The following is a 14,397-nucleotide window of genomic DNA, read 5'->3' on the forward strand; positions in this document are numbered from 1 at the left end:
GAATAATCATGACGATAGGAAACAGAAGTTGCTTTAAAACAACCTCTGTCTCATAAATTCAATTTAATAGGATAGTCAAAACAATTCCATCTGCTCAACTTCTCCAAGTCTTTCCATTGCATGAGGATCTTGATCTTGGAAAAACGCTTTATGCAATTGTTTTTCTTTTGTCATAATTTGTTTACCAGAATCCACTGCTCCTCTTAATCGGCAACTATAGATAACTGGGAAATAATCACGTAAAAATTTCCCTTCTGCATGTGCAGTTAATGCAATAATTTGAAAACCTAATTGCTCTGCAATGAAAAATACAGGATTTAACACATGATCACTAGATGCTTTTCCAAATGGATTATCCATGATAACCACCCGATGTCGTTTCATATTGGGTTCGATATGTTTTTGTTTTTCGGCGACGTAATTTAAAATCCCTAAAAACAACGTCATGTTCTTACTCCATTTTTCTCCTCCTGACCACATATTCGATTGTTCCCATGAGTACCAGCTCTTCGATACTCGATTCTCATTCGTAACCTTCCTACAGGTCACTTTCATCACTTCATTATTCATAACTATTCTTAGAAGCTGTTTTGACTGTAGCCACATCTCTATCTCTTTTCGAATCTTACCAGCATCCTCCTGACCATCCTCTTTCAAAAATGCATTCGAATCAATTTTTTCCAAAATCCATTCAATATGCTCTCTAAGACGTGATTTCCCTACTTCCTCTTCCCAATCAGGAATAGAAAATTTGTATATTTCTTTCCATTTATCCTCCATTTTTACCTTCGTTTTCTTCGGAATTAATTCTAATTCTTGTGCAATTGTTCGAAGGTGGTTGTGTATATGGGTAATAAAGTGCTCTAATTGCTTATCATGATCCATAATGCTCATTTCATTATATTTAATAGCATTTTGAATCCGCTTCTGCATGTTCGTCTGGAACTCCAATATGGCTTGATAAGATTTTTTACTCTCTATTCCTTTGATAGCCATTTCCCTCATTTTGACATTTTTCACTTTGTTTTTACAGAATGATGTAAAGGATTCTTTTACTTGTTCTACTTTATTCCATTCATCTAAGACTTGTATTTTAGCGTTCTTTAAATGATTGGTTACCTTTTCTACAAAACTAATCCTATCATAAGTAAACGCATGGATCTCTTCTTCCGTTAAGTCCGCTTTTACGACAGAGGGGCCTTTAAAATGATGTGCCTCATCAAATCGATCTAGCCTAATGAAAGCCTCTTGTATATTCTTTAATACTTGTTCCAAACGTTTTTTCTCTCTGTCTAAATATGTTCTTTGCTCCATTAATTTCTTATGTTCCAATTGGAGAGATGCCGTTACTTGATCCAATGATTTAGAAAACTGAATCGGCTCGCGATTGGGAAATTTTCGTTTTAATTCTTTATTGGCTATATCAAAGACTGTTTTTTGCTCAATCAATTTCTCTTTTCTATCATCAAATTCTTTCTTTAGTGACTTAACAGTTTGATCTAGTTCTTTGATTTTGATTCGGAGCGACGCAATGATTTCTTTCCCGTTAGAAGGAAACATTACATCTTCATCTAGTTCATTCTGTTCTTCTTTTAGTTCTTTTATATCTTCTCCAATACGCTTGTTATTTGCTATAGCATTTTCTAATTTTATTTTTACTTCATTACGTGTACTAGAGAGCTTTCGTTCCGCAAACAATAACTCCTGTCTTTCTTCTTCAAGCAGTTTCCTCGATTTAGCTGTAAATATAGGTCGGAAATTCTTTATTTCTCCATATAGTGGATCCTCTATTAGTTGATTATAGTTGGATTTTACCGCACTTAATTTATCACGAAGTTCTGACCCTTGTTCCACTAGACCTTCTATTACGTTTTGTTGATAGGTCATTTGTTTGTTCATTTCGTCGATTTTTTCGGATAGTTTCCTTTGTTTTTCCTCTAATTCTAGTTTCTCCTTTTCATATTGAAGGAAGCGATATCCCTCTGTAAGGTTCCGTTGTAATCCACTATACTCATTTTGATATTGATCAATACGACTTAATTGGGATTTCCATTGATTTTCATATCCTTCTATTTGTTTCCCTATTTCTTCTACTTGGGAGCGAATAGAATCTACTTGCTTCCCTAATTCAAATAAATCCTCCTTCTTAGACTGATACCTATCATATGGATACTGCTTCAGAAAATCATCCAGTTCCTCTTTTCCTTTGTTCCAATGGTCTAGTGTTCTATCTACTTCTTCACGAGCAATGGTTGCCTTTTGGGCAAGGTTGGCCATCCGTGTTTTCCACTCATCAAATTGTGTAATATCCTGGTTCATTATCCAATGCTCTGGGACAATTGGATAATTCGAATCATTCTTCCCTTGTACAATGGCAAGGGCATCTTCCATTGTCATCACGATTATTGGAAAATGAATATGCTGATGAATATGCTGAACCTTTCGATTCACTTGTTCTAACTCATTCTTTGTTGTCAGGAGGGTAATTGGCCAGAGTGGGTAACTTTTCGCCTGTTCTTTATAGGATTCCTCTAATGAATTTATATACTGAATTCCAGTTTCCAAGTAAGAAAACTGATTCCTCCATTGATGAATTTGCTTTTCCGTATAGGAATCAGCGAAAAATAAATCCTGCTTCCCATAATCATCCAAATAACGATGGGCAGCCCGTTCCTTGTCAAAAAGAACCTCCCTCTCTTCGTAAAGCTTATGGATTTTTTGATCTAGTTGCTGTCTTATGGAATGTTCTTTTAAATAAACGGAATCCACATTAGCCCAATTGGTACGTAATCCAGCTAGTCTATCCCGTACTTTTTGGTGTGCCCTATCAGCTTGTTTCATTACATGCTCTAAGCTTGTCTGTTCATTCGTTTTGCTATCCTTTTCTTTCAAGAGATTTTCTTTTTGTATATTCATTTCATTCATCTGTTTCTCCAGCTGATTATTGGAGTTTTTCAGGCTTACCTTTTCTTCATCTAAATAGGTAAACCGTTCTTCCCAAGCACTGACACGATCAGCCACTTGCTCTTGATCTGGATTGGATAATATTCGTTTCTTAATACGATTCATTTCATCATCAATCGTTTTGAGCTTACCTATATTCTGATGATAACTTCCCCTCCATTCATCCAATTGGTTCCTTAATGTCTTCTGCTTCTTCGTTTCCTCGTCCAAACGGTTTTGGAGTGATTGCTTTTCAACCTCTATCCATTGCTGTTGTTTCTGTACATTTTCTAATTCCGTCGTAAAATACCCCATTAACTTTTGACTATTCTCTGCTAGTTGATCCTGAATTTCCGCTATTTCTTGCTCCTGATCCATCTCCTCTAACTGTTTCTGGAAGGAAGCGATCCTATCTTTCTCTTCTTCTTGGTCCTTTTTCAGTTCCGCTAGCTTCAAAGAAAAATAGTTCTTCATGGTTTCCGCCTTTGAATCTTCCTTTGAGCTTAATCGCTCACTAGCAACACGTAATGTTTCATTCAACTTGTCCAACAATATATTTTCTTGTTGAATATTACATGATAATTGCTTGTATTCCAGATTTTGCGTATCCGCTTCTAATTGTTGTCCTTTTTCATTTACATTGCTTAATGCGGATTCATTTTCTAGTCTTTGTGAATCAATTAAGTCCATTATTGCCTTCGCATGTTGTTTACTTTGCTCATAATCTTGTTGTTTCTGATACAAACCTCCATACGTTTTTACATATTGAGTTAAATTTTCCTCGATAGCTCGATTTTCTTCTATTTGTTCTTTTAATTCCTTATATAACTTAAAGCTAGAGCGATGCTTCTCAAATGTATCGGCAAATGAATTAGGGTCATGTCCAGTGATAGAGTTTTCCACTGTTGGAATCAGAAGACGGTCGAACAGTTGATTCGTTTGTTTGCATTCATCAAAGAATGTTTCTACACCACCTTCTGTACTATTGATTTTGACGATACTTTCCCATTCATTCGCAATAATATGATATTGATTTTCAATATAGGCTTGAAACTCTTTAATGGTTTGAAACGTTTCAGCGTTCATATACTGCTGTTTCATTTGACTGTAGTATTCCGAAATCTCTCCACGATCTGCTGGTCGGTTCGTCTTGTCTTTCACAAAGGGGATATTCTCAATGCTATGCTTATCCCCTCCTTGATAGGAATAGACATAACGATGGGAGTCCAGTCCTTGTTTAGTAAGAAATAAACTAACAGCAGTAACTACATATCGTCTAGGTTGTTCTGATAATAACCACTCTATGGCAATGTGAGCAGGATAGTTATCTAGTTGTAACGTTTGCTTTATCTTTCGGTCAGCAAGACTAACATGTGGGATAATTGCTTGCAGGGCAGTTTGAATAAATACAGTCTTTCCCCCACCATTTTCCAGTAGAATCGCCCCATTAAACCCATCAAATCTAAAAATATCGTCATTATATCGCTTCATTCCGTCCTCGTACACGACATTGGTAAAACGAATTTTACTAATCGATGGCATGTTCTTCTTCCTCCTCCCATTGATAGATAAATTCTAAAATCCCTTTATTATATTCCACTTCCATAAAAAATCGTTGTACAATTGTTTTGGCTTTTTCCGTTAAGGTCACTTCATTATTTCCAATTTCTTCGATTAATTCCTGGCTGATGAGAAATCGTTTCGTTGTATCCATAAAACTTAATCTACTAATCGTGTTCCCACTTTGTTTCTTGGCAGATTCTTTAATATCATTCATGTCTTCCCATTTTTCTATAATCTGAGTCCAATTATAGGAAAAGTCATGCTCTAGTTTCTGCAATTGTTCTTCATCATGCTCCTTTAGCATATTTATCCGATCATGAACTAGTCTCACCCAGTCATCTATCGACAGAAAATCTCTTGTCGCTTCTAGTGTTTGGTAACTATCATAAAATGCCCCGAACAGTACAATAGTGGAAAAATACATTAAATAAATATCCGCATTTGTTGCACCAGACTTTAAATACATCCTTTTAATATAATCGTTATTCACATGAAATGGCGACAGCTTTGTCTTAGGTATCATATAAAGTAGCTCTCCAGCAATAATAACAACACAATCAACCTGATGAACAAATCCATCTACTAATCCTCTAATATCCTCGTCAGCTATGTATAAAGAAAGGAAATCCGAACCAACCTGCCCCTCCCTGGCAAGATTCGTATAAATTTCAAATGCCTTCATCACTTTATTCTCACTATAGTTCATCTGCTTCATCCCCCATTACGATGACATCCATATTTTGAATAGCAAATCGTTCTGTTACGTTAAGCCGTTCCTTCCGCTCTTGTATTTTTAGTGTTCGGTTACCTAATAATGCTAAAGCAAGATCTAAACTATTAAACTGTTCATCTTCAGCTTGTTCTATCACCCCTGAAACAATAGGAGATCTCTGATGTAATAGAATCCAAAAATCGTAGAAAAACCGCTGATGAAGTAATGTCTCCTTATCTTCATTTCGAACATAATCGATTATTTCCTTTAGCTGACTACACTTATTTTCCAATGCTTCTAGTGTTATTTTCATTGTAAAGGCATAATTATTTCTTATTCGTTCCTGGTAATCGTTCTGCTCATCATCGTCTACATCCATAAAACTATAATCTGCATGGTTCTCTCTATCTTCTCGAATGTTTTGTTCTGCAAAAATAGTCAGCGGAGACCAGCTTTCTACATGGTGAATCCGTAAAAATGGATGAAGTAACCCTTTCATTGCCTCTAATGGTAATGGGGTACTGATAAGCTTTGCATTAATATCTTGATCAAAATTAAACGCATCAATACCAGTGTAATAAAGTGATTCCTGGGCTGCTTTTAATGTATGATTTTTCAATTCGATGCTTTGCTCTAGTAGCCTTGAATGCTCATAATGAACTTCTTCTAATTGAACGGTAATTTCCAGCACATATCCATAGGTTTTCTTCTCTTTTTGATGGTAATCCTTTTCATATAGTCTTTCTTTTGTTTCATTCACAAATTGTCTTAACTCTAAGAACTCCTCGTTTTCCCTCTCCAACCTAGCGTATATGTCTTCTAATAGCTGCTTATAACGCTCAAATGTTTCCTCTGAAACAATACTTCTTTGGATTTCGTGTCGTAATTTCTTTAGCCTTTCATTGAGTGATTCTACATCAATATGCATTTCATTAATTTGCCGTAATGCCCCTTTAAATTCACCCTTTTCCAGCTGTTTTCTTAACATTAGTTGATTAATGGATAATTGAAATTCACTGTAAAACTCCTTTGTTGCAAAGATAAGCTCCAACCCATCTTCATCTAATGTGTAATACTGTGTATTAGTCTTTGAATCAAAAGCATTCGCTTTTAAAATCGCGTACTCTAGCTGATCATTTTTCTTTGTCTCCCAGTTGTAAAATGGATATGCTCGCTTTTTACCAGTAGTGGGGCGAAAGGTTTGAATAATGATAAAAGCAATTTCTGCATACGCTTTTTCATCTAATTTATAGGTATTTTTCGTTAACTGTTTTATAAAGTTGGCTAAGTCTTTCGTACCAACTTTTGGATTACGGATTATTTTTTGTTCAAAGAAAAACAAGAGTGTAAGTAATCCCAACCCCTTCATATCAATCGGTCTATCAATGAGGTCCTTCATCTTTTTTCTATCTAGTTCATAAAGTGGATCAAATAATGCTAATCGCCTGGATCGTTCCCTATAGCCAGAAGTAATTTCTGCAAGTGAGGTTAGTTCCATTGTGCATTCCTCCATATATGCTGCAATTCCTTTGTTTTTAACACTTCTTGAGGGTAATATTGCCCATTGTCTATTATGTTCTGCAACTGAGATTGTTCCTTCTGATTAAAACAAGCTAGAAAAGCTTCATTTGCTTCTTCATCCAATCGTTGATTTGTTTTACCAACCAAAGGAGTTTTCTGTAAACATGCTTGATAAAAAGGCAGCGCTAGCTTCATCGACACTTTTTTAGCAAGTTGATACCAAATGGTTATACCAGCTCTATCCAGGTCGCCAAAATAGTAAAACAATTGCTTGACACCTGGCAAAGGAAGCTGGCGTTCGAAATGTTCGATACTTTTTATAATCTTTTTCCCACTTCCATAGATTAATGTGGAGAATATTGTATTAGGCAATTCATCTAATAAAGCTTGATAGGTTGTTTTATTTTCTACAACGAGGTGAAGTTGTGTTGAACAGGTCAATCGGCTTGGGTTTACTGCAAACATCAGTGGATCGGAAACAGGAATTACTTTCATTTCCTCCCAAAGTCCAATACGCTCTAATAATTCTTTTCCTTGTTTCTCACTAATCCACTTTTCATCGCCAACGAGCTCTACACTGCGCTCAGGTGCTGGTACTTCGTACGTTGGTAAACCAAATGATGCTATATATTGGTGGATTTTCAATAGAAAGGGGATATCTTGTTTCCATTGTGATGGATTCAATCGAAAATAAGGATCAAGCTGGATGGAAGGATGAAGTTGAATACGGTATTGCTTAATTTCTTGATGAAAATCCTCTCTCAATAGTTGTTTTTGAATCCGATATGTATGGGCTAGTGACGGGGTACGACTATTCCTACCTTTCGATTTAACCATTTCCAAAATCCCTTCTTCTTCTAAAGAAAGGATGAGAATAGCAAAATCTTGGTATGAAAGCTTATACTCATCTACCAATTTCTCTAACGCTTCGATTTCGATGCTTTTTTTACTATAGTTTAGTAATGCTTGTATCACGATATTTTTCACGCTTATCACTCCATAACAGACAATCTTCTATCTATCTATTTTACTAGAGTTAAATAGATTAGTCAGTAGTAATCCAATACGAAGAGGTGAAGATTTCCTTTCCATCATTAGCCTGTTATGGATGTTATAGATAGCTTTGTCCCTTACCGAATAAAGCACGATGTTCCTTCCCCTCACCCCTATATCACCAAACAATGAAGAATAGCATAAAATTTCCAATTTGTGGAAGAATATTCACGAGTAGTGAAACGGAATTAAGGCGTGTGAAAGGAGGGAACAACATGGCAAAGCAAAAAAAAGAGTAAAAATCAGTCCAATGCTGATGTAACGAATAACAAAGGTGATACAGAATTCGCAACAGAATTTAGCCAAAGTAAGAAAGCAAGAAAAATAGGCCACAAAAAAGAATAAGAAGAAATAAAATAATCAACGGGTTGATGAAAAGGATATTCATTCGACTTAAATAAATGTGGAATGAATATCCTTTCTAAATTAACCTTAAAGCGTTCTTTCATTTCCCGGGAAATATCGACATTGTCCTAAAAATATTGTCGATGACCTTTTCCATTACATAATAAGATACCCAAACCCTAGTATCATGATAATGAACCCAATTGGAATACCATATCGAGCCCATTCCTTACTAGTAATACCTAATTTATTCGCTGCTATGATATTAGGAATATTACCCGGAATCAACATCCCACCACTTATGATTAAGCTAAGCAGAATGAGCCGGATTGTTTCTATTTGCATGGCTGGACTAATCTCCGCAGCAGCCAATGTCGCATTATCTAGTACTGCTGACACCATATTAATCCAATACAATACACCCGTATTTAAATCTAACAAATAACGTTCAACAAACTCACCGTAACTGGAGCCAAGTAAGGTTAATGCCATAACAAAAAAATAGATTTTTACAGTTCGAGCTAGAATTTCCCTATAACGTTCTACCTGATCCGGCTGTTCCTTACCTTCCGTATGCTTCGGACGAAGGAAAAATAGCGAAAAAATCCCAATTCCTAATACTCCAACAATGGCTTCTAAACCAATCAGATGAAACAGGAAAAAAAAGTCCTGATTTAACTTACTCGTCGTAATCGTTGCTAACGGCTCCCCAACAGGTGTTAATATAGAACCAAATGCGATGGAAAAACAAGCTAATATCGTCGTACGCACCTGTGTATCCCGATCAATTCGTAACATACTAATAATAAATACGAATACAATCGCAGCAACGATGGCCGTTATAACGCTAGATAATATCCCCAGCACGACAATCATTAAGGTTAGAAAAACATTCATATCTAATTTTCGAACGACACGAGAAATACCTATCTGAATTGGCTGTCTCAACCATTTAAATAATATGCTTGCAACCAACACCACCAGCGTTATTTTGATAGGATTTTGAATTGCCTTCATCAACAGTGCTATGTCTAACACACCACTACTAACCGCTGCTATCGTCCCCATTACCAATAAAAATACTTCTAAATTACGCTCAATCGATTTCACAAAGAATGGCAAGAGCAGTACGAGTACTAAGATAAGAAGTAGAACGACCGTCAATTTAAAAATCTCCTTTTCAGTAGTAATAAACTTGTCTACTTCCTATACATATTACCCTTTCCTATTCATTATTCATTTATCTGCATCTTGATAATTAATGGATCTACATTTAAGGAATGTTTCCTACAAAAAAAGAACAAAAGAAACTCTCGTAAAATAAAATGTCTCATTTGTTCCCAATGTAAAGATGATTATCGTCATTTTAAACAACGTAAGCTAGACAAATCGGATAATAGTCGAGTTTGTTTGTTTGTTTTTGATACTACACAATTACATTTAACCCATTCGCTATTACATCCTATTCCTAGTATTATCAGACAGTCTTTTATCCTGCCATCCCATTATTCTCTTATTGGTGATAACCTGTTATGTTTCCGCCTTGTAAACTATTATTTTACCTGTTACAGATGTTTGGGTAGTTTTCCCTTTATTTAGTCTTTGTTGCCTTTGGCTTTATTTTTGTCTTTGGATTTGTCTTTGGCTTTATCTTTTCCTTTACCTTTACCTTTACCTTTGTCTTTTCCTTTGTCTTTTCCTTTGTCTTTTCCTTTGTCTTTTCCTTTGTCTTTTCCTTTGTCTTTATCTTTTCCTTTGCCTTTATCTTTTCCTTTACCTTTGTCTTTTCCTTTGTCTTTTCCTTTGTCTTTTCCTTTGTCTTTTCCTTTGTCTTTTCCTTTGTCTTTATCTTTTCCTTTGTCTTTATCTTTTCCTTTGTCTTTATCTTTTCCTTTGTCTTTATCTTTTCCTTTGTCTTTATCTTTTCCTTTGCCTTTATCCGAACCATCATTTCCATTTTGATCATCAGGAATTACAGGATCTTCTTCTACCGACTCTTCCTCAAATACAACAATGTCATTGACACCACGTGGTTTTAGTTGAATAGTACCGTTGAATTGACTAGATATACCGGTGACATTTACTTGATCTCCATTAGCAAATGCAAAATCATCAAATACTAGACCTGTGCGGTTGTCAACACGTACTAGTACACTCTCGCCACCTACTGTAGCTATAAATTCAAACGTTCCATAATCATTTACTTTCTCTAATCCAGAAATTACAGCACCTTCCACCTGTACAAGCTGTGCTTCATTCTCTTTAGAGATTTCAGATGGTGTAACCTTTTTAGCTGCAGGTACAGCACTATTTCCTACTTTTTCAATGCTTGATACTGCTGAGATTTGCATCTCTCCAGAATAAACACCCTTTTCACCTGTTAAACGAACAACATCTCCTGCTTCCAGGTCGATATTATTTTGGAATACATAAATCCCTGCTGTTTCATCCTGTACATAGAAGCCTTTGCTGCCCCAGTTACCAGTTTTTGTTGTTACAGTACCTTCAATTGTAACTTCTCCACCATTTTCTACTTGACGAGCATCAGCAATATTCATCGGCTCACTTGGCTCTTCTGGCGTTGGTTCTTCTGGAACTTCTACTTCCTCGACAAACTCATATGCAGTAGGGGATTTTAGACCAGGCTTTGAAAAATACGCTTCTAACGATCCAGTAATTTGAATCAATTTCCCTAAATTATCCGGATTATCTACTAGATTTAAGTCAGTACGAATAAAGTTATTTGGTAATTGAACAGGAATAATTCGGTCCATATCACGTTCATTCGGTGAATCAGCTAACATTAAGTTTGTATTAGCGAAATTACCATCGAAATTCCCTGTCATGGTTCCGACAATGTAACCTTGTACCGTTTTTGTTCCGGTATTATTGGCAATTGCTTCAGCTACTGTAATATAATCTCTTTCCTCTGGTGGTACGACTACCGTATTATCCTGAATCGTAATACGTGAACCTTCCTCATAATCAATCGGACCATTATGATTAGTTACATAGGCCACTACCGCTTTCCAAACTTCCTCATACTCACCGACTGTTTCATCCCCTAGATTATAAAAACTGCTTCCATGCATATAATCATTGTAGGCTACAACATATTCTTTTTCCACATCTAAAGGATTACCTTCTGGTGTTGAGAATACAACATCAGTAAAACGATTATTCTCTTTTATCAATTCATAGTGTAATCCAGACACTTGTAGATCGACACTATTATGATAATTAGATTGTGTTAAAATGACATCTTTTATCTTATTTAGGTTCGTCTTTACGACAACGATTTTATTTCCAAAGCTATCAAGGAATTCTATTTGTCCATCGGTAATAACACCTGCTGGAATATTCCCTGTTACAGATGAACCGTTAAGAAAAGCAAAATCAGCACCAGTAATATCCCGAACAGAATCGGTATATAAGTTTCCTAATCCTGCGTCTCCTAATGCTTTATTATCAGAAGATAGGCCATTGTTCGTCAATCCAATCTCATTCCCTACAATTGGCGCATCATTAGAGACTTCAATTGAAATACGTTGATTATTTTGATAGTTGATTTTTTCACCGTTTTCGGTCAGATGCTTCGCATAAGTAATCATAGCATCGGTCATTGTACCAGATAACGCTTCTAATACTTCACCTTCAAAATTATATCCACTTCCACCTGTACCGATATAATCTCCAACTGCAACAATATACGTTTTATTATCTTCTACTGGCTCACCGTTTACTACTAATTCCGAATCAATATATTTTCCGGTATTATTGGTGATAATCTTATAGTGTAAGCCAGACGTTTGTAAATCAATAGAGTTGCGGCGCTCATAGGAATACTTAATAACTTCCTTCAGTGCTGCACCTGTCATTTTATATTTCATTATTTCGTTAGCAAATGGCTCAATGGTATAAATATCATTTACTGTAATTGGACCCGCAGCAATGTTTGCTCGGATACCACCACCATTGGTTAGCGCTACATCAGCGTCAGTTTTAAAACGCATCGCATCCGTCCAAAAATTCCCTAATGACGAATCACGATTTCCACTTCTAGTCAATCCCGTTTCGGTGTAACCAATTTCTTCAGACAAAAGCTCGCCCATTTCAGCATTGTAATAATCAACTTTAGCCTGAATCTCACTATCTACTTCTGTTAAACTACTAACCTTTTGTAACTCACCAGTTACTGATTCTACTTCCTTAGTAGCTTGGTTAAATGTAATGGTTAGATTACCTACATTCTCTCCATTCGCACCTGTTTGTACGATTGGTGTACCATTAACTACTCTTGGTTGGCTCAACGTTGTATGGGAATGCCCTCCGATAATAACATCGAAAAAGTCTACTTCCCGTGCCAGCTTTTGATCCATATCATAGCCCATATGTGTTAGGGCAATTAGGATATCCGTTTCATCTTTTAAATGTGCAAATTGCTTCATCGTTTCAATCGGATCTTCAAAACTAATCCCTACTACATTAGCAGGAGCAGTAGATGGCGGTGTCTCTGTAACCGAAACCACGCCAACCTTTAATCCATTCACATCAAATATTTTAGAAGGTTCTGGCTGTGGAAAATCTACATCTGTATTATCACCGACAACCGTATTAGCACTTAACCATGGAAAGTTAGATTCGTTAATACGCTTAACTGTTTCCTCTTGTCCGTAATCAAAATCATGGTTACCAATTGCCATTGCTTGAACACCCATATCATTTAATAGGTCAACAATTGGAACACCATACTGGAGGTCTACTACTGGGTTCCCACTAAATATATCCCCAGCATCTAAATATAGAGAGTTTTCTGCCGCTTCTCTCTCTGCCTTTATGTACGCTGCAATTTTTCCAAAATCATTGATCTTCGCATGAAGGTCATTGGTATGTAATACTGTTAATTCTACTAAATTGTCTTCTGAAGTTTCTGCCGCTGAGACGGTGGCAATCGGTCCCAACATGGTATAAACTAACATGACAAATGCTACAAAGCTCATCCAAGTTCTTTGCATTTTTCTTCTGCTTCCCATCTACTTCTCTCCTTTTTTGCACTATATTCATAATAGAATAATCTATTATCTTCTACCATTTTACATAATTTTTATTAATTCGACATTAATTTTTTGTAAAACTTTTATTCAAATCCAAACATTGTTGTATAATTATAGAAAGAATGTACATGTTTAGGAGGGTGTCCGATGAACGTAACCATTAATAAGAAAACCATTTCTTTATTTAAAGGAGCAACATTAAAACATGCATTATTAAAAGCTGATCCACTATTATACAATGCCGTAGTGAAAAACGAAGCCTTCATAAAAGACCAAGAAGGAAATGTTACCGATGTCAATGGAGCCGTCGCAGAAGGATGGACATATTATGTAGAAACCAAGAAACAGGGTTAAAAGGGGCTATGAGGGAAAGGTTTGCTGTCCCATCAACTATGGGACATATGTCTTTAGGATGGGTGCCTGCTGTGAAATGAATAGTTTTCCTGTGGATTAGATTCTAAAAAACTATTAAATTGAGGAGTCAAGCCGGGTCGTTCCATTCGTCTATTTTTTTATCAAGCTCTTGAATTAATGAACGTTCTTTCTTTTGATCAATATTTCGATAATGATGTAAATTGCCAGGCTGTTTATCCTTTTCATCTGCTAAATGAACCACTTTTTGCAGAGGAGTGAATTCAAATTGTCCTTTTGGTAGAGCGGAATCCGTATGAAATAATATAGCATGGGCAATCTCTTTCGCTACTTGTTTATCCTCACCTAGCCGTACTAATAACTTATGCGCACGTTCAGCACCTTTAATCGGGTGAATATCATAATCCTGATAAAGCTGGTAGTCCCATTCTCCGTCACGATACCATTCATAATGACCAATATCATGTAAGAATCCAGCCTTAGCTGCCCAATCTAGATTCACCTCATATTCTTGTCCGATATGAAATGCATGATAAGCGACAGATATCGCATGTGCCATCCCGGAACGTCTAACATACTTTTGGGTGATCGGATGATTGTAAATATCGGTTAATGTGACAGCCCTCATTAAAAAGCGCCTCCTTTTTTATGGTAAATTATCGATATGTTATCATTATTATGCGTATTAAGCAACTATTAATGATTACTAGATTGAGTCAAGTATTTGTGGGAGATTTTTAAAGTCCCTTATTTTGTATTGTTTTAATTCCAAATTTGACAACGGTTTCAGATTTATATCTTTCCATCTGTTTCCGCTTTTTTACTTTTTTAAAT

Annotated in this window: 8 protein-coding genes; 1 reads left to right on the top strand and 7 read right to left on the bottom strand. The window is 36.0% G+C overall.

Features of this window, described 5'->3' with window-relative positions:
* Positions 1 to 75 precede the first annotated feature (75 nt).
* The 6 genes from AAIB49_RS07040 to AAIB49_RS07065 all read right to left on the bottom strand — a co-directional run bounded on the left by AAIB49_RS07040 (position 76) and on the right by AAIB49_RS07065 (position 13,170).
* Positions 76 to 4,485 carry a coiled-coil domain-containing protein gene (locus AAIB49_RS07040; RefSeq protein WP_343457610.1) on the bottom strand — a complete coding sequence of 1,470 codons (4,410 nt, stop codon included), beginning with the start codon at positions 4,483 to 4,485 and terminating at the stop codon, positions 76 to 78.
* Positions 4,472 to 5,212, bottom strand: coding sequence for a DUF6063 family protein (locus tag AAIB49_RS07045; protein WP_343457611.1), 741 nt, complete (start codon positions 5,210 to 5,212; stop codon positions 4,472 to 4,474). Before AAIB49_RS07045 ends, AAIB49_RS07040 begins: the two co-directional genes overlap by 14 nt.
* Positions 5,202 to 6,716 carry a replicative DNA helicase gene (locus AAIB49_RS07050; protein ID WP_343457612.1) on the bottom strand — a complete coding sequence of 505 codons (1,515 nt, stop codon included), beginning with the start codon at positions 6,714 to 6,716 and terminating at the stop codon, positions 5,202 to 5,204. Before AAIB49_RS07050 ends, AAIB49_RS07045 begins: the two co-directional genes overlap by 11 nt.
* Positions 6,707 to 7,726, bottom strand: coding sequence for a Wadjet anti-phage system protein JetD domain-containing protein (locus tag AAIB49_RS07055; RefSeq protein WP_343457613.1), 1,020 nt, complete (start codon positions 7,724 to 7,726; stop codon positions 6,707 to 6,709). Before AAIB49_RS07055 ends, AAIB49_RS07050 begins: the two co-directional genes overlap by 10 nt.
* Before the next feature lie 567 nt (positions 7,727 to 8,293).
* Positions 8,294 to 9,301 (bottom strand): DUF1646 family protein, encoded by a 1,008-nt coding sequence (locus AAIB49_RS07060; RefSeq protein WP_343457614.1) that lies wholly within the window; start codon positions 9,299 to 9,301, stop codon positions 8,294 to 8,296.
* 431 nt (positions 9,302 to 9,732) lie between these two features.
* Positions 9,733 to 13,170 carry a 5'-nucleotidase C-terminal domain-containing protein gene (locus AAIB49_RS07065; RefSeq protein ID WP_343457615.1) on the bottom strand — a complete coding sequence of 1,146 codons (3,438 nt, stop codon included), beginning with the start codon at positions 13,168 to 13,170 and terminating at the stop codon, positions 9,733 to 9,735.
* A gap of 168 nt (positions 13,171 to 13,338) precedes the next feature.
* Here AAIB49_RS07065 and AAIB49_RS07070 point away from each other — a divergent pair, with 168 nt between their 5' ends.
* Positions 13,339 to 13,545, top strand: coding sequence for a hypothetical protein (locus AAIB49_RS07070; RefSeq protein ID WP_343457616.1), 207 nt, complete (start codon positions 13,339 to 13,341; stop codon positions 13,543 to 13,545).
* A gap of 127 nt (positions 13,546 to 13,672) precedes the next feature.
* Here AAIB49_RS07070 and AAIB49_RS07075 read toward each other — a convergent pair whose 3' ends face one another.
* Positions 13,673 to 14,191 carry an HD domain-containing protein gene (locus tag AAIB49_RS07075; RefSeq protein WP_339213435.1) on the bottom strand — a complete coding sequence of 173 codons (519 nt, stop codon included), beginning with the start codon at positions 14,189 to 14,191 and terminating at the stop codon, positions 13,673 to 13,675.
* Between the last annotated feature and the right edge of the window lie 206 nt (positions 14,192 to 14,397).

Origin of the sequence: Ornithinibacillus proteolyticus, assembly GCF_039581225.1 — a bacterium.
Lineage (GTDB): Bacteria > Bacillota > Bacilli > Bacillales > Amphibacillaceae > Ornithinibacillus > Ornithinibacillus massiliensis.